General features: G+C 72.2%; 14 protein-coding genes. 9 read left to right on the top strand and 5 right to left on the bottom strand.

Annotation, left to right across the window (positions count from 1 at the left end; all coding sequences use genetic code 11):
• Nucleotides 1-4: 4 nt before the first annotated feature.
• From ACWD1U_RS14740 to ACWD1U_RS14725, 4 genes are read right to left on the bottom strand one after another with little or no spacing between them, the layout of a single operon-like run.
• Nucleotides 5-649 carry a response regulator gene (locus tag ACWD1U_RS14740; protein WP_451107569.1) on the bottom strand — a complete coding sequence of 215 codons (645 nt, stop codon included), beginning with the start codon at nucleotides 647-649 and terminating at the stop codon, nucleotides 5-7.
• Nucleotides 642-1,892, bottom strand: a complete 1,251-nt coding sequence (locus ACWD1U_RS14735; protein WP_451107567.1) for a sensor histidine kinase — start codon at nucleotides 1,890-1,892, stop codon at nucleotides 642-644. The genes ACWD1U_RS14740 and ACWD1U_RS14735 overlap by 8 nt, the downstream gene beginning before the upstream one ends.
• A gap of 26 nt (nucleotides 1,893-1,918) precedes the next feature.
• Nucleotides 1,919-2,668: an ABC transporter permease gene (locus ACWD1U_RS14730; RefSeq protein WP_451107565.1), complete on the bottom strand. Its 750-nt coding sequence runs from the start codon at nucleotides 2,666-2,668 to the stop codon at nucleotides 1,919-1,921.
• Nucleotides 2,665-3,579 carry an ABC transporter ATP-binding protein gene (locus tag ACWD1U_RS14725; protein ID WP_451107563.1) on the bottom strand — a complete coding sequence of 305 codons (915 nt, stop codon included), beginning with the start codon at nucleotides 3,577-3,579 and terminating at the stop codon, nucleotides 2,665-2,667. Before ACWD1U_RS14725 ends, ACWD1U_RS14730 begins: the two co-directional genes overlap by 4 nt.
• Before the next feature lie 266 nt (nucleotides 3,580-3,845).
• On the opposite strand from ACWD1U_RS14725, the gene ACWD1U_RS14720 reads away from it, so the two are divergent.
• The 7 genes from ACWD1U_RS14720 (at nucleotide 3,846) to ACWD1U_RS14690 (ending at nucleotide 15,781) form a co-directional block, all read left to right on the top strand.
• A complete protein-coding gene (locus ACWD1U_RS14720; RefSeq protein WP_451107562.1) occupies nucleotides 3,846-5,627 on the top strand; it encodes an ABC transporter ATP-binding protein in 1,782 nt (593 codons plus the stop codon).
• Nucleotides 5,624-7,519 carry an ABC transporter ATP-binding protein gene (locus tag ACWD1U_RS14715; RefSeq protein ID WP_451107560.1) on the top strand — a complete coding sequence of 632 codons (1,896 nt, stop codon included), beginning with the start codon at nucleotides 5,624-5,626 and terminating at the stop codon, nucleotides 7,517-7,519. The genes ACWD1U_RS14720 and ACWD1U_RS14715 overlap by 4 nt, the downstream gene beginning before the upstream one ends.
• 32 nt (nucleotides 7,520-7,551) lie before the next feature.
• Nucleotides 7,552-9,327, top strand: a complete 1,776-nt coding sequence (locus ACWD1U_RS14710) for an ABC transporter transmembrane domain-containing protein (protein ID WP_451107558.1) — start codon at nucleotides 7,552-7,554, stop codon at nucleotides 9,325-9,327.
• Nucleotides 9,324-11,105, top strand: a complete 1,782-nt coding sequence (locus ACWD1U_RS14705) for an ABC transporter ATP-binding protein (RefSeq protein ID WP_451107557.1) — start codon at nucleotides 9,324-9,326, stop codon at nucleotides 11,103-11,105. Before ACWD1U_RS14710 ends, ACWD1U_RS14705 begins: the two co-directional genes overlap by 4 nt.
• Nucleotides 11,106-11,275: 170 nt before the next feature.
• Nucleotides 11,276-13,333: a M4 family metallopeptidase gene (locus ACWD1U_RS14700; protein ID WP_451107555.1), complete on the top strand. Its 2,058-nt coding sequence runs from the start codon at nucleotides 11,276-11,278 to the stop codon at nucleotides 13,331-13,333.
• A gap of 210 nt (nucleotides 13,334-13,543) precedes the next feature.
• Nucleotides 13,544-15,190, top strand: coding sequence for a M4 family metallopeptidase (locus tag ACWD1U_RS14695; protein ID WP_451107554.1), 1,647 nt, complete (start codon nucleotides 13,544-13,546; stop codon nucleotides 15,188-15,190).
• Nucleotides 15,191-15,259: 69 nt separating this feature from the next.
• Nucleotides 15,260-15,781: a DUF1990 domain-containing protein gene (locus ACWD1U_RS14690; protein WP_451107552.1), complete on the top strand. Its 522-nt coding sequence runs from the start codon at nucleotides 15,260-15,262 to the stop codon at nucleotides 15,779-15,781.
• A 75-nt stretch (nucleotides 15,782-15,856) separates the two neighbouring features.
• Here the strand turns inward: ACWD1U_RS14690 and ACWD1U_RS14685 are convergent, their stop codons facing one another.
• A complete protein-coding gene (locus tag ACWD1U_RS14685) occupies nucleotides 15,857-18,475 on the bottom strand; it encodes a glycosyltransferase family 1 protein (RefSeq protein ID WP_451107550.1) in 2,619 nt (872 codons plus the stop codon).
• Nucleotides 18,476-18,747: 272 nt separating this feature from the next.
• Between ACWD1U_RS14685 and ACWD1U_RS14680 the strand changes: the two genes are divergently transcribed.
• Complete coding sequence (locus ACWD1U_RS14680; RefSeq protein ID WP_451107548.1) at nucleotides 18,748-19,950, top strand: S8 family peptidase; 1,203 nt, start codon at nucleotides 18,748-18,750, stop codon at nucleotides 19,948-19,950.
• A gap of 215 nt (nucleotides 19,951-20,165) precedes the next feature.
• Nucleotides 20,166-20,869, top strand: a 704-nt coding sequence (locus ACWD1U_RS14675) for a maltotransferase domain-containing protein (protein WP_451107546.1), incomplete at its 3' end; no start/stop codon positions are given.

Raw genomic sequence — 20,869 nt, 5'->3', positions numbered from 1 at the left:
CCCGTCAGCCCAGGATCCCCCGGTCGTACGCCACCGCCACCGCCGCCGCGCGGTCCTTGACGCCGAGCTTGGCGTAGAGGTGGGTGAGGTGGGTCTTCACGGTCGCCTCGCTGATGAACAGTTCGCGGGCGATCTCGCGGTTGGAGGTGCCCTTGGCGACCAGGGCCAGCACCTCGCGCTCGCGCGCCGAAAGGGGCTCGTTGCCGGGGGCCCTTGGGGTGCGGACGGCCGAGACCAGGCGGGAGGCCACCGCCGGGGAGAGCACCGTTCTGCCCTGTGCCGCCGCCCGTACGGCCGAGAACAGCTCCTCGCGGGGCGCGTCCTTGAGCAGGTAGCCGGTGGCGCCCGCCTCGATCGCGGGGAGGGTGTCGGAGTCGGTGTCGTAGGTGGTGAGGACGAGGACCTTGGCGCGGGCGCCGGTGCGGGACAGCTCTCGGATGGCGTCCACTCCCCCGCCGCCGGGCATGCGCAGGTCCATCAGGATCACGTCCGGGTCGAGGCCGGCGGCGAGCGAGACCGCCTCTACGCCGTTCGACGCCTCGGCCAGGACCGTGAAGCCCGGGGCGGACTCGAACATGCCGCGCAGGCCGTCCCGTACGACGGGGTGGTCGTCGACGATGAGCAGGGTGATCGCGGCGTCGTCAGTCATGGCGGACCAACGGTACGCGAGCCGAGACGGCCGTACCGTGGCCCGGTTCGGATTCGACGGTGAGGGAACCGGCGATGCGTTCGGCGCGGGCGCACATGCCGAGGAGGCCGAAACCGCCGGTGCTGGTGCGCGCCGGGACGGCGAGGGGGTCGAAGCCGCTGCCGTCGTCGCGGATGTCGAGGATGACCTCGTCGCCGAGGAAGGACAGGGTCACCCCGACGCGGGTGGCGGCCGCGTGCCGGGACGTGTTGGACAGGGCCTCCTGGACGATCCGCAGGAGCGTGGCCGCGACCTCCTCGTGGAGTTGCTCGGCGGTACCGGTGACCGTGAACTCGGCGCGCACCCCCGTCCGTTCCCCCCACTCGGCGACCGTCTTCTTCAGGGCCTCCGGCAGTCCGGCGTCGGCCAGCGCCACGGGGGCGAGGTTGTGCACGGAGCGGCGGGCCTCGCCCAGGCTGTGCCGGGCCAGGTCCGAGGCGCGTTCGAGATGCGTGCGGGCCCTGGCCAGGTCGGGGGCGTTCGCGACCACCTGGAGCTGGGCGATGATGCCGGTCAGGCCCTGGGCGATGGTGTCGTGGATCTCGGCGGCCAGCCGCCGGCGTTCGTCGGCGACGCCCGCTTCCCGAGCCTGGACGAGGAGTTGGGCATGGAGGGCGGCGTTCTCGTCGAGGGCCTGCTGCAGGGCGGCGTTGGTGCGTTCGAGTTCGGTGATGGTGACGGCACGGTCGCGGGAGCGCTGTTCCTCCTGCTGGGTGATGTGGCCGACCACGGTCAACAGGCCGTAGTTCGCGACCAGCAGCACGGCGAACAGCACCCACTGGGTGAGGCTGCGGATCGGCATCCCGCCGGACTGCCCGCCCGCCACGACGACGACGGTGGCGAGGAGACCGAGCCACTGCCGGCGCCTTCCGGCGATCGTTTCGTCGCTGTCGAAGTAGCCGGTGGACGCGTAAAAGGCGAAGAACGGGTTCAGCCACGTGAGGGTGAAGGAGATCGCCCAGCGCAGGGCGTAGTAGACGGTCCCGCGGCGGGACGGGGTCCGGCGGCCGCGGCGGGGCCCGTGCCACAGTTGGAGCAGCACCGCGGCGAGGACCAGCGCCCCGCCCGCGTACCACTCGGCGGGGCTCGTCATCAGCTCACTCGCCGTGACTGTGAGGAGGACGGAGACGGCGAGCAGTCCGTAGACGCCCCAGGTGTGGAACTGGTTCTGACGATGCTCGATCTGCTCGTCCGTCGTGGTCATCCGCCCAGTGTCCACGGCCCCTCCGCCTACTCCCAGCGGAAGCAGCGCGAGGCGCCGGCCGTCAGCAGCAGGGTCCAGGCCACCAGCACCCCGAGGTGGCCCCAGCCCGGCCAGTCCCCCGCCGCGGCCTGGTTCAGGGCCTCGGCCGCCGCGCCGAACGGCGTGAGGCCGACGGACCGGGCGAGGACGTCCGGCATGGTCTGCACCGGCATCCACACGCCCGCGCTGAACATCGCCGGGAAGAACACGGCCGAACCGATGGCGCCGGCGATCTTCGTCGACCGGGACAGCGCGGAGATCACCGCGCCCAGCGCGAGGGCGGCCAGGACGGCCAGGAGCAGGGCCAGGACGTATCCGAAGACCTGCTCGGGCAGTCGTACGCCGAAGGCCAGCCGCCCGGCCGTGAGGGCGAGCAGCGCCGACACCAGGGCGGCTCCTCCGTACAGCAGCATCTGCGCGGACAGCAGGGCCGAGGGCCGGACCGGCGTCGTGGACATCCGGCGCAGGATGCCCCGCTCGCGGTAGCCGGTGAGGGTCTGCGGCATCGCCTGGACCCCGGCCATGATCAGGCCGAGCAGCACGCTCACCGGCACGTAGCCGTCGACCGGGCGCAGCCCGCCGAAGGCCGGGTCGGCCTCCCGGAAGGACGGGATCGAGCCGAGGATCACCAGCAGCAGGGTCGGGAACCCCAGGACCCAGAAGAGGCTGCCGGGCTCCCGGCGGAAGAGGCGGATCTCGCTCTTCAGTACGGCGGTGTTGACGAGGGCCGTGCTCATGCCGCTGCCTCCTTCGTGAGGTCGAGGAACGCGTCGTCCAGGGTGGTGTCGGTGACCCGGAGCTGGTGGGCGGTGACGTGGGTGCGGGCGAGGAGGGTGAGGACGGCGTTGACGGTCTCGTCGGTGCCGGACAAGGTGACGCGGCCGTCCTTGTGCTCGACCGACGCGAGCGCGGGCAGCGCGTTCAGCTCACGGTCGTCCAGGGGCGTGGACGGCGTGAAGCTGATGACGGTGGCGCCCGCCGAGCGGCGGATGAGCCCGGCCGGGGTGTCCAGGGCGGCCACCCGGCCCTTGTCGATCACCGCGATCCGGTCGCACAACCGCTGCGCCTCCTCCATGAAGTGGGTGACGAGCAGGACGGTCACACCGTTCGCGCGGATGTCCTCGATCAGCTCCCAGGTGTCCCGGCGGGCGCGCGGGTCGAGGCCCGTCGTCAGCTCGTCCAGGACGACGGCCCGGGGATTGCCCACCAGCGCGAGCGCGATGAACAGCCGCTGCTTCTGGCCGCCGGACAGCTTGGCGAACCGGGTCGTCAACGTGGCGGTGAGGCCGAGGCGTTCGGCGAGGGGCCGCCAGTCGAGCGGGCTCGGGTAGAAGGCGCTGTACAGCTCCAGCGCCTCGCGGACGGTGAGTCTGGCCTGGAGCTCGCTCTGCTGGAGCTGCGCGCCGAGCACGCGGCGGGTGGCCTCGTGCTCGGTGACGGGGTCGAGGCCGGCGACTTGGACCCGGCCGGAGTCGGGGACGCGCAGGCCCTCGACGCACTCCACGGTGGTGGTCTTCCCGGCGCCGTTCGGGCCGAGGATCCCGAAGATCTCCCCTTCCTCCACGGCGAAGGAGACACCGTCGACGGCGGGGCGTCCGGCGTAGCTCTTGCGCAACTCGGTGACTTCGATGACAGGTGCGGTCGGCATACGACGAGGGTCCCGGCACGGCCGGGCCCGGCACATCGGCCGTCACGCTCGAACGGGCATCAGCCGATCGGTTGATGCGGCCCTACGACTCGGCCGGTTGCCGCCGTGCGACCCCTCGAACGCTCCCCCAAGCTCTCGGCTTCGCTCCCAAGCTCTCGGCTTCGCTCGCGCGGGGAGGTACCCCCAGGTCGTAGGACCAGCGGCTGAGGGAGGTCGGGCAGAAACTCGGTGGGCAGTGTCAGTGACGATCCGTAGGCTCGCTGCTGATGGCCACGACACCCGCCCCCGCCCAGGACCGTTCCACCGTGCGTTCGCTGCTGCGCCTGTGGCCGTACGTGCGGCCCGTGCGGGGGCGGCTGTTCACCGCCGCGTTCGTGGCGATACTCGCCTCCTGCGTGGCCCTGGTGATCCCGCTCGTCCTGAAGTGGATGGTGGACGGGCCCATCGCCGGCCGGGACCCGGACGGGGTCTGGCTCGGCGCGCTGTACCTGCTGCTGCTCGGCCTCGCCGAGTCTCTGCTGTTCGGGCTGCGGCGGTGGCTGGTGGCGCGGCCGCTCTCCCACGTCGAGGCGTCCATGCGGGCGGCTCTGTACCGGCACCTCCAGCGGCTGCCGGTGGCCTTCCACGACCGGTGGGCCTCGGGGCAGTTGCTGTCCCGGGGGACGACGGACCTGATGCTGCTGCGCATGTTCCTCGCGTTCCCGCTGACGTTCCTGCTGGTCAACGGGGTGACGATCCTCGTCGGCGTGGTCATCATGCTGCTCCAGGACTGGACCCTCGGTCTGGTCATCCTCGGGCCGGCCGTGCCCGTCATGGTCACCTGCATGATCTTCGAGAAGCGTTACGCCGAGGTGGCGCGGCGTGCCCAGGACCAGGTCGGCGACCTCACGACGGTCGTCGAGGAGAGCGTGCTCGGCATCCGCATCATCAAGGGCTTCGGCCGGCACCGCAGCCAGGCCCGGGCGTTCCGGGAGCTGTCGGGGAGGCTGCGCGGCACGGAGCTGCGCAAGGCGCGGCTGCTGGCGACGATCTGGGGTGTCATCGTGACGCTGCCGGAGGTCGCGATCGGGGCGGCGCTGGTGGTGGGGGTCGTGCAGGTGGCCGACGGGGAGCTGTCGGCGGGGACGCTGGTGGCGTTCCTGTCCACGGCGCTGGCGTTGCGGTGGCCGGTGGAGTCGATCGGGTTCCTGCTGGCGATGAGCCAGGAGGCGGCGACGGCGACGGAGCGGTACTTCGAGGTGATGGACGAGGGCGTCGAGGAGCGGGGCGTTCCCGCTGACGCGGCGTCGCTGCCCGCAGCCGGGGCCGGTCTCCGGTTCCACGACGTCACCTTCCGCTACCCGGACGCCCCGCCCGGCTCCCCACCCGTCCTGGACAAGGTCGACCTCCATATCCGCCCCGGCGAATCCATGGCCCTGGTCGGAGCTACAGGCAGCGGCAAGACCACCCTCACCGCGCTCATCCCCCGCCTCTACGAGGTGACCTCGGGCCGCATCACCCTCGACGGCGTCGACATCACGACCCTGTCCAGAGAGGCGCTGCGCGCCAAGGTCGCGGTCGCCTTCGAGGAACCCACGCTGTTCTCGGCCGCGGTCGGCGACAACGTTCTCATGGGGGCCGACGACACGGCGGGCACGGCAGAGCTGGAGCGCGCCCTGGCGGTCGCCCAGGCCGACTTCGTGTACGCCCTGCCGCAGGGGACGGACACCCAGGTCGGCGAGCAGGGCCTCAGCCTCTCCGGCGGGCAGCGGCAGCGTCTGGCCCTGGCCAGGGCTGTCGTCGGACAGCCGGAGTTCCTCGTCCTGGACGACCCGCTGTCGGCCCTGGACGTGCACACCGAGGCCGCCGTCGAGGCCGCCCTGCGGCAGGTCCTCTCGGACACCACCGCCCTGATCGTGGCGCACCGCCCGTCCACCGTGCTGCTCGCCGACCGCGTCGCGCTGCTGTCCGGCGGCCGCGTCGCCGCGGTCGGCACCCACCACGAACTGCTGCGCACGAACGCCGAGTACGTGCACTTGATGTCCGGCGAACAGGAGGACGCACGATGACGGCGGCCACCACCGCACCGGCCGACGGAAAACCCGACGACGAGAAACCCGAGGACGGGACGCTCGAGGACGGGAAACCCGACGCTCGGGCCCCCGCCACCGGCGACCCCTTCGACCGGGACGTCCTGCCCACACCCCCGGGCGCCACCGCCGCCCTGCTGCGCTCCCTGCTCGCGCCCATGAAGGCCCGTGTCACGGTCACGTCGCTCCTGCTGCTGATCCAGCAGGCGGTCGTGCAGGCGGGCCCGCTGCTCGTGGCGTACGCCATCGACCGTGCCGTGCCGGCGTTCCGGGCGCAGGACCACGGGCCGCTGATCGCGGTGGCCGTCGGCTACCTGGCGTGCGCGCTGGCCGCGGGCGGGCTCCAGTTCGCGTTCGTCGCCGCCGCGGCCCGCGTCAACCAGGACGTACTGCTCGACCTGCGCGGCCGGATCTTCCGCCACGCACAGGCGCTGAGCGTCGACTTCCACGAGCGCTACACCTCGGGCCGGCTCATCTCCCGCTCCACCACGGACGTGGAGTCGCTGCGCGAGCTGCTGGACGAGGGCCTTCAGGAACTCGTGACGGTCATCCTGTCCTTCGTCTACATCTCGGCGATGCTGCTCTGGCTCGACCTGGGCCTCGGCGGTGTGGCGGTGGCCTCCCTGGTGCCGCTCTACGCCCTGGTGCGGCTGTACCAGCGGCGCGCCGGGCGGGTGTACCGGGCGCGGTCGACCGCCATCGCCGCCGTCATCGTCAAGTTCGTCGAGACCATGAACGGCATCCGCCCGGTGCGCGCCTTCCGCCGCGAGGCGGCCAACGACGCGGACTTCGGCGCGCTCAACCAGCGGCACGAGCGGACCAACGGCGACGCGCTGCTGGAGATGGCCCGGTACGTCACCGGTTCCCGGCTGGTCGCCAACACGGCGGTCGCGGCGATCGTGCTGTGGGGCGCCTACCGGGTCGCGGACGGCACGCTGGCCCTCGGTGTGCTGGCGGCGGCCGTGCTGTACCTGCGGCGGCTGTACGACCCCATCGACCGGCTCGGGATGTTCCTCAACTCCTACCAGTCGGCGGCTGCCTCGCTGGAGAAGATCGCCGGGCTGCTCGCACAGACGCCGTCCGTGCCCGAGCCGTCCAGTCCCCGGCAGCTCCCCGCGCTGGAGAGTGAACAGCCGGGCCGCGAGGTCGTCTTCGACGGTGTCCGCTTCGGCTACCGCACCGGCGGCGAGGTGCTGCCCCGTTTCGACCTGACGATCCCGGCCGGGCAGACGGTCGCGGTCGTCGGCTCCACGGGCGCCGGCAAGTCGACGCTGGCCAAGCTGCTGGCCCGCCTCTACGACCCTTCCGAGGGCCGGGTGCTGCTGGACGGCGTCGACCTGCGCGATCTCGCCGTGCCCGAACTGCGGCGCGGGGTGGTCATGGTGACGCAGGAGGCGTTCCTGTTCTCCGGCACGGTCGCGGAGAACATCGCGATCGGCCGCCCGGACGCCACGCGTGAGGAGATCGAGCGGGCGGCGAAGGAGATCGGCGCGCACGACTTCATCAGCTCCCTGCCCGACGGCTACGACACCGACGTACGCAAGCGGGGCGGCCGTATCTCGGCCGGTCAGCGGCAACTGGTCGCGTTCGCCCGGGCGTTGCTGGCCGATCCGGCGGTGCTGATCCTCGACGAGGCGACCAGCTCGCTGGACGTCCCGGGCGAGCGTGCGGTGCAGCGGGCGATGGCGACGGTGCTGAAGGGCCGTACGGCCGTGGTCATCGCGCACCGGCTGTCGACCGTCGAGATCGCGGACCGTGTCCTGGTGATGGAACAGGGGAAGATCGTCGAGGACGGCGAACCGGCCGAACTCGTCGCGGGCACGGGCAGGTTCGCGGATCTGCACCGGGCCTGGCGGGACAGCCTGGCGTAGGGCGGCGGCGGAGAGGGCGGCGAGGCGGGCGGATGATCGACGCGTACGAGGACCCCGGCACGCCCGACCACCGGAGCGGCGGCCGTTACCTGTGGTGGCTGGTCGCCCGGCAGCCCTGGCGGTGTGCGGCCGGGGCGATGTTCGGCAGCGTGTGGATGGTGCTGCTGGCGGCGACGCCGTATCTGATGTCCCGGGCGATCGACGACGGTCTGGAGCCCGGCGACATGGGCGCGCTGGCGCTCTGGAGCGGCGCGCTGTTCGCGGTCGGGGCGTTCAACTCCTGGCTGAGCATCATGCGCCACCGCACCATGACCCGCGTCCGCATGGACGCCAACTTCCGCACGGTGAAGGTCGTCGTCGGCCAGGCGGTGCGGCTCGGGTCCTCCCTGTCCCGGCAGATGGGCGCCGGGGAGGTCGTCACGATCGGCGTGGGCGACGTGCAGACGATCAGCCAGTCGCTGACGGTCGTCGGCCCCGGCGTGGGGGCGGTCGTGGCCTATCTGGTGGTCGCCGTCCTGCTGGTCTCGGTCTCCCCGCTCATCGCCGTGGTCGTCCTGCTCGGCATCCCGGTGATCGTCCTGCTCGTGGGGCCGCTGCTAGGGCGGTTACAGGGTTCCGAGACGGAGTACCGCGAACGGCAGGGCGTGCTCACCGCGCGGATCGGCGACCTGGCGGGCGGTCTGCGGGTGCTCGCCGGGCTGGGCGGCAAGACGCTGGTCGCGGACGACTTCCGCCGTGACTCCCAGCGGCTGCGCGAGCAGGGGTACCGGGTCGGCGCGGTGACCAGCTGGGTGCAGGCCCTCGGCATCGGCCTGCCCACCCTCTTCCTCGCCGTGGTGACCTGGCTGGCGGCCCGCCTGGCCGCGCAGGGGGACGTCACCGTCGGCCAGCTGGTGTCGGTCTACGGCTATGTCGCGGTGCTGGTGGGGCCGGTGGCCTTCTGGGTCGAATGCGGCTACCAGATCAGCCGCGGCCTGGTGTGCGCGCGACGCGTCGTACGGTTCCTGCGGCTGGAGCCGATGCCGGACACCGGCACCCGGGACGCCCCGTCCGAACCGTCGGCCCTGGACGACCCCGCCTCCGGCGTGCGCGTCCTCCCCGGCCGCCTGACGGCCCTGGTCGCGGAACACCCCGCTGACGCCACAACCGTCCTGGACCGCCTCGCCCGCTACACCCCCTCGGAGGCGACCTGGGGCGACGAGCGCCTCGACGAGATCGCCCTGGACCAGATCCGCCAACGCATCCTGCTGGCCGACCACGAGGCGGACCTGTTCGCAGGAACCCTCCAGGACATGATCAGACCTGTCGGGGGCGCGGGGCAGTGCCGATCTGCGGCTCCGCCGCGGGGCGCGACCGGCCCCCACTCACCCGCAGCCGCCACACAACAGGACACGGCACTTCAGACGGCGCTCCACACAGCCGCAGCCGAAGACATCGTCCAAGCCCTCCCCGACGGCCTGAACACCCATATGGCCGCCCAGGCCCGCAACCTCTCCGGCGGCCAGCGCCAGCGCATCCGCCTGGCCAGAGCCCTCCTCGCCGACCCGGAGATCCTCCTCACCGTCGACCCCACCTCCGCCCTCGACGCCCACACCGAGGCCACCGTCGCCGACCGCCTCAGAAAAGCCCGGCAAGACCGCACCACGGTCGTGACCACCACCTCCCCGCTCGTCCTGGACCGCACGGACACCGTCCACTACCTGGTCGACGGCAAGGTCGCGGCCTCGGGCAGCCACCACGAACTGCTCGACACCGCCCCCGGCTACCGCGCTCTGGTGGCCAGGGACACCGAGGAGGCCGTCCGATGAGCCGCGCACACCTGCCCGTGGCCGAACGGGCTGACGTCCGCGGAGCGTTGCTGGACCTCGTCCGGGCCGACACCCGAGCCTTCACCACCGTCCTCGGCCTCAACGCCCTCGCCGCCCTGGCCGGTCTGGCAGGGCCCTGGCTGCTGGGCCGGATGATCGACGAGGTCCGGGCCGGACACGGAGTCGCCGCCGTCGACCGGCTCGCCCTCGTCCTCCTGCTCTGCGCGCTGGCCCAGTTGTTCCTCGCCCGCTGGGCCCGCTACGTCGGCCACCGCTTCGGCGAACGCACCCTCGCACGCGTACGGGAGCGGTTCGTCGACCGCGCCCTCGCCCTGCCCGCCTCGGTCGTGGAACGCGCCGGCACCGGCGACCTGACGGCCCGCGGCACCTCGGACGTCACGACCGTGGGCAACACCCTGCGCGACGCCGGTCCGATCCTGCTCATCAACCTCGTGCAGTGCCTGTTCCTGATCGGAGCGGTGTTCCTGCTCGACCCGCTGCTCGGTGCCCTCGGCGTGCTCGGCCTGACACCGATCTGGCTGGCGTTGCGCTGGTACCTGCGGCGGGCCCGGGACGGGTATCTCGCCGAGGGCGCGGCCACCTCGGACGTCGCGGAGATCCTCGCGGCGACCGCGGCCGGAGCGCGCACGGTGGAGGCGTTCCGGCTCCGACAGCAGCGCACCGCCGCGAGCCGGGAGGCACTGGAGGTGTCCCGCCGCACGCGCTTCTACACGCTGTTCCTGCGCACGGTGTTCTTCCCGGCGGTGGAGGTGTCGTACGTCCTTCCGGTGGCCGGGGTGCTGGTGATCGGCGGGGCGCTGCACACCTCGGGCTCGATGAGTCTCGGGGCGGTCGTGGCGGCGGCCCTGTACCTGCACCAGTTGAGCAATCCGCTGGACGAGATCCTGGTGCGGGTCGAGCAACTCCAGAGCAGCGGCGCGTCCTTCGCCCGGGTGGAGGGGCTGGCCCGGGCCCCGCGCGCCGCCGGGGAGGGGGACGGCCCCGATCCGGACGGCGACCGTATCGACGTCACCGGCGTGCGCTACGCCTACGAAGGGGGCGTCGAGGTGCTGCGGGGTGTCGATTTGACGGTGACGCCCGGGGAGCGGCTGGCCATGGTCGGGCCGTCGGGCGCCGGCAAGACCACGCTGAGCCGGCTGATGGCAGGCATCGACGCGCCGACCGCCGGCTCGGTGACGGTCGGCGGCGTGCCCGTCGTCGGGCTCGGACCGGAGCGGCTGCGCCGCCAGGTCGTCCTGGTCACCCAGGAGCACCACGTGTTCCTGGGCACGGTCCGCGACAACCTGCGGATCGCCGAACCGTCAGCCGGGGACGAGGAGTTGCGGAAGGCGCTGTCGGTGGTCGGCGCCGACGTGTGGGTGCGGGAGCTGCCGGAGGGCCTGGACACCCGGCTGGGCCAGGGCGGGCACGGCACCGACGGCTCGCAGGCCCAGCAACTCGCCCTGGCCCGCGTGGTGCTGGCGGATCCGCACACGCTGATCCTCGACGAGGCGACCGCGCTGCTCGACCCGACGACCGCCCGGCACACCGAGCGCGCCCTGGCCGCCGTGCTCGAGGGGCGCACGGTCATCGCCGTCGCGCACCGGCTGCACACCGCGCACGACGCCGACCGGGTGGCGGTGATGGAGGACGGCCGGCTGACGGAACTGGGCACGCACGACGAGCTGGTGGCGGCCGGCGGGGCCTACGCGGCACTGTGGCACTCCTGGCACGGGGACCTGCCCGGCACCCGGGAGCCGTCCCCACCGTCCGCATAGCGAACATGAGCTTCCGGTCAACGAACCGTTTCCGGCCATACTGTTGACGCGCCCCTGACAGAAAGCGCAGTCCCCTGCCACGCTTCGTGCGACTGCTGCACAGCGACCCCACGGCAACACCTCCACCTCCCCAGGCCGGGCGATCCCCGGTCCCGCAGAAGGAGACAGTGTTGAGAAGCAGTTCCCCGCGAAGAGGCACCTCCCGCAGACGCACTCCCCCCATCCCCCGCCACACCGCGGCCGTGGCCCTCGCCGGCGTCGCCGCGCTGATCGCCGCCGCCGTGCAGAGCGGCACCGCCACCGCAGCCCCTACGATGGCACCGTCGGCCGCGAGCAAGGCGAACCCCGGCTCGGAATCGGTCCGGCTCTCCCCCGCCCAGCGCGCCGCGCTGATCCGCGAGGCGGAAGCGGACAAGGCCGGGACGGCGAAGGACCTGGGCCTCGGCGCCAAGGAGAAACTGGTCGTCCGCGACGTCCTCAAGGACCGCGACGGCACCCTGCACACGCGCTACGAGCGCACCTACGACGGCCTGCCGGTCCTCGGCGGCGACCTGGTCGTTCAGAGCACGAAGGCGGACACCACCGCGTCCGTCGTGAAGGCCACCCGCGCCGCGATCGAGCCGGCCACGACGAAGGCCGCGGTGCCCGCCGCGAAGGCCCGGCAGCAGGCCCTGGCCGCGGGGAAGGCCGAGGACGCCAAGGGCCCGGCCGTCAACCGGGAGCCACGGAAGGTGATCTGGGCCGCGAACGGCAAGCCGGTCGTGGCGTACGAGACCGTCGTCGGCGGCTTCCAGCACGACGGCACCCCGCAGGAACTGCACGTCGTCACCGACGCCACCACCGGCGAGAAGCTGTACGCGTGGGAGGCCATCGAGAACGGCACCGGCAACACGATGTACTCCGGCACGGTCGACCTCACCACCACCCGGTCCGGGTCGGCGTACAACCTCACCGACGGCGCCCGCGGCAACCACAAGACGTACAACCTGAACCGCGGCACCTCCGGCACCGGCACCCTCTTCTCCGGCGCCGACGACGTCTGGGGCGACGGCAGCCCCTCCAACCCGGAGTCGGCCGCCGCCGACGCGCACTACGGCGCCGCGCTGACGTGGGACTACTACAAGAACGTGCACGGCCGCAGCGGCATCCGCGGCGACGGCGTGGCCGCGTACTCCCGGGTCCACTACGGCAACAACTACGTCAACGCGTTCTGGTCGGACAGCTGCTTCTGCATGACGTACGGCGACGGCTCGGGCAACGCGAACCCGCTGACGTCGATCGACGTGGCCGCGCACGAGATGACCCACGGGCTCACCTCGAACACCGCGGGCCTCAACTACTCCGGCGAGTCCGGCGGTCTGAACGAGGCCACGTCCGACATCTTCGGCGCGACGGTCGAGTTCTACGCGAAGAACTCCTCCGACGTCGGTGACTACCTCATCGGCGAGGAGATCGACATCAACGGCGACGGCACGCCGCTGCGCCACATGGACAAGCCCAGCAAGGACGGTTCCTCCAAGGACGCCTGGTACTCGGGCATCGGCTCGATCGACGTGCACTACTCCTCGGGCCCGGCGAACCACTTCTTCTACCTGCTGAGCGAGGGCAGCGGCACCAAGACCATCAACGGTGTCGCCTACGACTCGCCCACCTCGGACGGCCTCCCGGTCACCGGCATCGGCCGCGACAAGGCGGAGAAGATCTGGTTCCGCGCGCTGACCACCAAGTTCACCTCGACCACCAACTACGCGGGCGCCCGCACCGGCACCCTCGCGGCGACCGGTGAGCTCTACGGCACCGACAGCGCCGAGTACAAGGCGGTCCAGGACGCGTGGGCGGGCGTGAACGTCGGCGCCCGCTCCGGCGGCGGAGGCGGCGGTACGTCCTTCGAGAACACCACCGACGTGGCGATCCCGGACCGGGGCGCGGCGGTCACATCGCCGGTCACCGTCTCCGGCCGGACGGGCAACGCGCCGTCCAACCTCCAGGTCGCCGTGAACATCGTGCACACCTACATCGGGGACCTCCAAGTGCAGTTGGTCGCCCCCGACGGCACGGCGTACACGCTGAAGGGCTACGGCACCGGCGGCAGCGCGGACAACCTCGACACCACGTACACGGTGAACGCCTCCTCCGAGGCCGCCAACGGTGTCTGGCAGTTGCGGGTCCAGGACAACGCGGCCCGCGACACCGGCTACATCAACAGCTGGAAGCTCACCTTCCCGTAGGCCCGTTCGCGGTCCGCCCCGGGCAGGGCGCCGCCCCGGTGGGTTCGACTCCCCCGGGGCGGCGCCCGTTTCACGCCTGCGGTGCGACACGTCGCCGTCGTTTTCCGGCCAACATCACGTACCGCTCCTGACATGTACGCGTCCCAGGTGCCACTCTTCCCCCACCCGCCGCACAGCACCACAGCACTTCCCCCACACCTAGGAGCTTGTGTGTCCACCCCTCTCTACGCGCGCCACAAGCGCACCACACTGGCCATCGCCACCGCCGTCGCGGCCGGCGCCCTGCTCACCACCGGTCTGACCTCCGGCAGCAGCGTCGCCGCCGACACCGCGAGCAAGCCGACGCTCGCCGCCGCCCCCGTCCTCCTCACCGCGCCCGCCCGCGCCGCCCTCATCAAGGAGCAGCAGGCGGACGCCACCGGGACCGCCGACGAGATAGGCCTCGGCGAACAGGAGAAGCTGGTCGTCAGGGACGTCGTGAAGGACGCCGACGGCACCGTCCACACCCGCTACGAGCGCACCTACGCGGGCCTGCCGGTCCTCGGCGGCGACCTCGTCGTGCACGAGTCGAAGTCCGGCGAGACCAAGGGCGTCACCAGAGCGACGAAGGCCGCCCTCAAGGTCGCCTCGCTCAAGCCCGCCGTCACCGCCGCCAAGGCCGAGAAGCAGGCCGTGACGCTCGCCAAGGCGGCCGGCTCGGAGAAGACCGAGGCGAACTCCGCACCCCGCAAGGTGATCTGGGCGGCCGACGGCAAGCCCACCCTCGCCTACGAGACGGTCGTCGGCGGCCTCCAGGAGGACGGCGCCCCGAACGAACTACACGTCATCACCGACGCCGCCACCGGCAAGAAGCTCTACGAGTACCAGGGCATCGAGACCGGCACGGGCAACACCACCTACAGCGGCAAGGTCACCCTCGGCACCACGAAGTCCGGGTCGTCGTACACCCTGTCGGACGGCACGCGCGGCGGCAACAAGACGTACAACCTCAACCGCGGCACCTCCGGCACCGGCACCCTCTTCTCCGGCTCCGACGACGTCTGGGGCAACGGCAACCCCTCCAACCTGGAGACCGCCGCCGCCGACGCCCACTACGGCGCCCAGGTGACCTGGGACTTCTACAAGAACACCTTCGGCCGCAACGGCATCCGCAACGACGGCAAGGCCGCCTACTCGCGCGTCCACTACGGCAACAACTTCAACAACGCCTTCTGGTCGGACAGCTGCTTCTGCATGACCTACGGCGACGGCTCGGGCAACACCCGCCCGCTGACCTCGCTCGACGTGGCCGCCCACGAGATGAGCCACGGCCTGACGTCGGCCACGGCGCGCCTCAACTACAGCGGCGAGTCCGGCGGCCTGAACGAGGCGACCAGCGACATCTTCGCCGCGGGCGCGGAGTTCTACGCGAACAACCCCTCCGACGTCGGTGACTACCTCATCGGCGAGAAGATCGACATCAACGGCGACGGCACGCCGCTGCGCTACATGGACAAGCCCAGCAAGGACGGCGACTCCGCCGACGCCTGGTCCACCGGCCTCGCCAACCTGGACGTCCACTACTCCTCGGGCCCCGCCAACCACTTCTTCTACCTGCTGTCCGAGGGCAGCGGCACGAAGACGATCAACGGCGTGACGTACAACTCGCCGACGTCCAACGGCTCCACGGTCACCGGCATCGGCCGCACCAAGGCGCTCCAGATCTGGTACAAGGCGCTGACGACGTACATGACGTCGACGACCAAGTACGCGCAGGCCCGCACGGCGACCCTGAACGCGGCCTCGGCGCTGTACGGCGCGTCCAGCACCGAGTACAAGGCGGTCGCGGCCGCCTGGTCCGCCGTCAACGTCGGCTGACCCAAGAACGGCCCACGGGCGGCACCCGGACCGAAGGCAGGTCCGGGTGCCGCCCTACTCTTGGTGACCATGTCTTCCCAGGACTTCACCTACGCCGATGTCGGCGCCACCCGCGACGTGGGCTTCTGCCCGCCGGGCTTCCACCCCATGAACGTGCGCAGCCGCCTCGGGGAGGGCGAGGAGGTCTTCCGCCGGGCCTCGGAGGCCGTCCTCACCTGGGAGATGCACCGGGCCCTGGGCGTCGGCATCGACGCCGGCGCGGACCGGGCCGCCCCCGGCGTCGACGTCACCGTCACCCTGGCCGGCATGATCAAGGCTCCCTGCCGTGTGGTGTGGACGGTGGAGGAGCCCCGCCGCGCCGGCTGGGCGTACGGCACGCTCACCGGCCACCCCGAGTGCGGCGAGGAGTCCTTCCTCGTGGACCGCACGGGCGACGGCACGGTCTGGCTGACGGTGAACGCGTTCAGCCGGGGAGCCAAGTGGTACGCCCGCGCCGGAGGCCCGGCGACCCGGGGCCTCCAGCACGCGTACGCGCGCAGGTGCGGCCACGTCCTGCGGAACTTGGCGACACAGGGTCTCAAGTCCCCCTGAAGTGCGCGGGAGCTGCCGCGCTGTGCCGCTTTCGGCACGCGGGCGCGACCGGCCCCACGCACCCGCGGGCGGCACTCACCGCATCAGCAGCCCCGCGGCCTCCACCAACTCCTCGGACGGCCCGGCCACCAGCCCCAGCTCCGCGCTGGAGGCCAGCAGCCGATGCGCGGGAAGGATCCGCACCGTATACCCGAACGGCCCGGTGCGATCCAGGGACAACGGCCCTTCGTACCCCCAGCGTCCGTCCTGGTCGGGGGGCCCCACCGGCTTCAACGGCACTACCGCCGCGTCACCGATCCGGTCCTCCTCGTCCACCCGCCCCGACACCACCTGAACCTCGACGTCATCAGGGCCGAGATCCCCCAGCCCGACCCGCACCCGCAGCCCGAGCGTCGTACCGAGCTCCGCCAGCGCCGCGGACGCGGACGTCTCCACATGGTCGACGGTGACCCCCGGCCACGCCGCCCGCACCCGCGCCTTCCACTCGGCGAGATCCCGCGCCGCGTCCGGGTCCATCGAGCGGTGGGCGAGGGCCGCGGGCGCGTAGAGCCGCTCGACGTACTCGCGGACCATCCGTCCGGCCAGCACCTTCGGCCCGAGCAGACTCAGCGTCCGGCGGACCATCTCGATCCAGCGGTCGGGCAGCCCGCTCCGGCCGCGCTCGTAGAAGCGGGGCGTCACCCGCTGCTCCAGCAGGTCGTAGAGGGCGGCGGCCTCTATGTCGTCGCGGCGGTCCGGGTCCATTCCCACCCCGTCCGCCGTGGGGATCGCCCAGCCGAAGTCGGGCTGGAACCACTCGTCCCACCAGCCGTCCAGCACCGAGAGGTTGAGACAGCCGTTGAGCGCCGCCTTCATGCCGGAGGTGCCGCAGGCCTCCAGCGGACGCAGCGGGTTGTTCAGCCAGATGTCGCATCCGGGGTACAGCTTCTGTGCCATGCCCATGCCGTAGTCCGGCAGGAACACGATCCGGTGCCGCACCCGCGGGTCGTCGGTGAACCGCACCAGTTCCTGCACCAGCCGCTTGCCGCCGTCGTCCGCCGGGTGCGCCTTGCCCGCGACGACGATCTGGATCGGCCGCTCCGGGTGCAGCAGCAGGTCCGTCAGCCGGTCGCGGTCGCGCAGCATCAGCGTCAGACGCTTGTACGACGGGACGCGCCGGGCGAAGCCGATGGTGAGGACGCCCGGGTCGAGCACGCCGTCGATCCAGCCCAGCTCGGCCGCACCGGCGCCGCGCTGCCGCCAGGAGGCCCGCAGCCGCTCCCGGACCTCCTCGACGAGCTGCTCGCGCAGCACCCGCCGCAGGTCCCAGATGTCCTGGTCGGGGATGTCGGCCACCGAGTCCCAGCGCTCCGAGCCGCCGACGGTCATCGCGTCCTCGGCGCGCTGGACGCCGATCTGCCGGGCGCCGAGCCGGAACACCTCGGGGGCGACCCAGGTGGGGGCGTGCACCCCGTTGGTCACGGACGTGATCGGCACCTCGTCGGCGTCGAAGCCGGGCCACAGGCCGGAGAACATCTCGCGGCTGACGCTGCCGTGCAGCAGGGAGACGCCGTTGGCGCGCTGGGCCAGGCGCAGGCCCATCACGGCCATGTTGAACAGGTTGGGCTCCCCGCCGGGGTAGCTCTCCATGCCGAGCCGGAGGATTCGCTCGACGTCGATGCGGGGCAGCTCGGCGTCGGGGCCGAAGTGGCGGGCGACCAGTTGGCGGTCGAAGCGGTCGATGCCGGCCGGGACGGGGGTGTGGGTGGTGAAGACGGTCCCGGCGCGGACCGCCTCCAGCGCCGAGCCGAAGTCCAGGCCCCCGGCGCAGAGTTCGGCGATGCGTTCCAGGCCGAGGAACCCGGCGTGCCCCTCGTTGGTGTGGAACACCTCCGGCTCGGGGTGACCGGTCAGCCGGCAGTACGTCCGCACCGCCCGGACCCCTCCTATGCCCAGGAGCATCTCCTGGAGCAGCCGGTGCTCGCTGCCGCCGCCGTAGAGCCGGTCGGTCACGCCGCGCTCACCGAGGTCGTTCTCCTCGACGTCGGAGTCCAGCATCAGCAGCGGGACCCGGCCGACCTGGGCCAGCCAGATCCGGGCGCGCAGCTGTTTGCCGCCGGGCAGGGCGAGGGCGACCTGGGCGGGGGTGCCGTCGGGTTCCTCGAGCTGGGCGACGGGCAGCTCGTTCGGGTCGAGGACCGGGTAGTGCTCCTGCTGCCAGCCGTCCCGGGACAGGGTCTGGCGGAAATAGCCGTGCCGGTAGAGCAGGCCGACGCCGATCAGCGGGACGCCGAGGTCGCTGGCCGCTTTCAGATGGTCGCCGGCCAGGATGCCGAGGCCGCCGGAGTACTGCGGCAGGGCGGCCGTGATGCCGAACTCGGGTGAGAAGTAGGCGATGGCGGCCGGCAGGTCCTCGGACTGGGCCTGGTACCAGCGGTCCCCGGTCGTGTAGTCGTGCAGATCGCCCGCGACCGCGGCGAGGCGGCGCAGGAACCGGCGGTCGCCGGAGAGCTCGGCGAGGCGTGCGGGCGGCACGCTGCCCAGCAGCCGGACCGGGTCGCCGCCCGAGGCGGCCCAGCGCCCGGGGTCGACGGACTGGAACAGGTCACGTGTCTCCGCGTGCCACGACCAGCGCAGATTGCGGGCCAGATCGCTGAGCGGCCTGAGGGGTTCGGGGAGCACGGGCCGGACGGTGAATCGACGGATCGCCTTCACTTTCCACCTCGTCACGCAGGGCTTTGACGCAGGGCTTCATCGACGTCTTCTACGACAGTACCGGCGCCGGTGCCGCCTTCGCCGAGGCTCCGCGATCGGACCCCCGATCGGCCTGAACAGCACCATCGGCGGATATGGCCGATTCCGCCCCCACAGGCGTTCTTGTGGTGCTTCACAGGTCACGAGACGCTGCCCCTGGCGTACCGGCCCGTGCCCGCCGCAGGCGGCGCCGCGCGGGAGCGGTACGCCGAGTCGAGGAGGGGATTCGGACCATGGCACGGACGCGTGAGCGGCGTCTGCGCTGGGCGGGGGGCCTGGCGGCGGCGGTCTGCGCCGCGGCGTTTTCGGCCATCACCCCACCCGCGCACGCCGTACCGGAGGGGCGGATACTCGGCGCCGGAGAACCCGGCTCCGTGCACGGCAGTTATCTGGTGACGCTGCGGGAGGGCACACGGGCGCCGTCGGCGGCCGGAAAGGACCTCGCCGAGAGGTACGGGGTGGAGATCAGCCACACCTACGGCACGGTCCTCAACGGTTACGCGGTCCGGGCGGACCGGGGACAGGCACGGCGGCTCGCCGCCGACCCCCGGGTCGCCTCGGTCGTCCAGGACACCCGTGTGCGGCTGGACGGTACGCAGCGGAACCCGCCGTCCTGGGGGCTGGACCGCGTCGACCAGCCGAAGCTGCCGCTGGACGGCGGCTACTCCTGGCCCGGGTCGGCGGGTGCGGGGGTGACGGTGTACGTGATCGACACCGGCGTCCGGACCACCCACCGGGACTTCGGCGGCCGGGCCGGCCACGGCTGGGACTTCGTCGGCGGGGACAAGGTGGCCGCGGACGCCAACGGTCACGGCACACACGTCGCCGGCACGGTCGCGGGGAGGGTGTACGGCGTCGCCAAGAAGGCCCGGGTCGTCTCCGTGCGCGTCCTCGACGCCGCGGGCGGGGGTACCACGGCCCGGGTGATCGCCGGGATCGACTGGGTGACCCGGCACGCGAGGAAGCCCGCGGTCGCCAACCTCAGCCTGGGTGGTCCTCGCAACGACCGGCTGGACGCCGCCGTCCGCGCCTCCATCGCCTCCGGCGTGACGTACACGGTCGCCGCGGGCAACGCCGGCAGGCCGGCCGGTCTGTACTCCCCCGCGGGCATCAAGGAGGCGATCACGGTCGGCGCGACCGACCGCAAGGATGCGAAACCGGCCTTCTCCAACCACGGTCCGTCGCTCGATCTGTTCGCCCCGGGCGTCGGCGTCACCTCCGCGTCCGCGGCGAGCGACACCGCGAAGGCCGTCTTCTCGGGTACCTCGATGGCGGCCCCGCATGCCGCCGGGGCGGCCGCGCTCTATCTGGCCGATCATCCGAAAGCTGTTCCCGCGCAGGTCGGCAGGGCACTGAACGCGGGAGCGGGGAGCGGGAAGGTGTCCGGCCGGGGGCCCGGTTCGCCGGACAAGTTACTGCGGGTGCCGCGCGGGTAGGGCGAAGGCGCAGCAACGTCGAGGGGCCGGCCTCGTCCGTCGCGGACGAGGCCGGTCTTGTGTGTCGACATACGCGTGAGTAGTTAACAAAGTGCCGGATTGCCCACCCGAATAGGGTGGGAAGGCTCCTGCGGGTACCCCTCTCAGGAGCACCATGCAGGACCCACCTCCCCACAGTCATCCGCCCACCCACGTTGACGCGGACAGGAGCGGTCATGCCCGCCAAGCACCATTCGCCAGCACCCCCCAACCGCCGCACCACCGGGGCGCGCGCGCCCGGCGGCGAAGCACGCCCCGCGCGCTCGACCGACCCCGGTCCGCCGGCCTCGCCACGGCCCCCCGCGGGCGACGCGACCGCCGTCGGGCGCATACCCGTTCTCGATGTCCGCCCGGTCGTCCAGCACGGACGCCGGCCGGCCAAGGCCGTCACCGGGGAGAGCTTCGAGATCTCGGCGACCGTGTTCCGGGAGGGGCACGACGCGGTCGCCGCCAATGTGGTCCTGAAGGACCCCGAGGGCCGCCCCGGCCCGTGGACGCCGATGCGGGAGCTGGAACCCGGGACGGACCGGTGGGGTGCCACGGTCACCGCAGGGGAACCCGGTCTGTGGATGTTCACGGTGGAGGCATGGGGAGACCCGGTCAGCACCTGGCGCCACCACGCACAGATCAAGATCCCGGCGGGCATGGACACGGACGTCGTCCTGGAGGAGGGCGCGCGTCTGTACGAGCGGGCCGCAGCCGGTGTGCCCGAGGAGGAGGGACCGCGGGACGTGATCCTGGCCGCTGTCGACGCGCTGCGGGACGAGAACCGTCCCGCGGCGTCGCGGCTGGCGGCGGCGTTGACGCCGGAGGTGGACGCGGTCCTGTCCCGGTACCCCTTGCGGGACCTGGTGACCAGCAGCGAGCCGCTGCCGCTGCT

Source organism: Streptomyces sp. NPDC002788, assembly GCF_053592115.1.
The sequence above is the reverse complement of the archived record's forward strand: the minus strand, read 5'-3'. Positions and strand labels throughout refer to the sequence as shown.

Bases quoted from the DNA above. Each gene is read 5' to 3' on its own strand.
- ACWD1U_RS14740 (WP_451107569.1), bottom strand. From the start codon at position 649: ATGACTGACGACGCCGCGATCACCCTGCTCATCGTCGACGACCACCCC.
- ACWD1U_RS14735 (WP_451107567.1), bottom strand. From the start codon at position 1,892: ATGACCACGACGGACGAGCAGATCGAGCATCGTCAGAACCAGTTCCAC.
- ACWD1U_RS14730 (WP_451107565.1), bottom strand. From the start codon at position 2,668: ATGAGCACGGCCCTCGTCAACACCGCCGTACTGAAGAGCGAGATCCGC.
- ACWD1U_RS14725 (WP_451107563.1), bottom strand. From the start codon at position 3,579: ATGCCGACCGCACCTGTCATCGAAGTCACCGAGTTGCGCAAGAGCTAC.
- ACWD1U_RS14720 (WP_451107562.1), top strand. From the start codon at position 3,846: ATGGCCACGACACCCGCCCCCGCCCAGGACCGTTCCACCGTGCGTTCG.
- ACWD1U_RS14715 (WP_451107560.1), top strand. From the start codon at position 5,624: ATGACGGCGGCCACCACCGCACCGGCCGACGGAAAACCCGACGACGAG.
- ACWD1U_RS14710 (WP_451107558.1), top strand. From the start codon at position 7,552: ATGATCGACGCGTACGAGGACCCCGGCACGCCCGACCACCGGAGCGGC.
- ACWD1U_RS14705 (WP_451107557.1), top strand. From the start codon at position 9,324: ATGAGCCGCGCACACCTGCCCGTGGCCGAACGGGCTGACGTCCGCGGA.
- ACWD1U_RS14690 (WP_451107552.1), top strand. From the start codon at position 15,260: ATGTCTTCCCAGGACTTCACCTACGCCGATGTCGGCGCCACCCGCGAC.
- ACWD1U_RS14680 (WP_451107548.1), top strand. From the start codon at position 18,748: ATGGCACGGACGCGTGAGCGGCGTCTGCGCTGGGCGGGGGGCCTGGCG.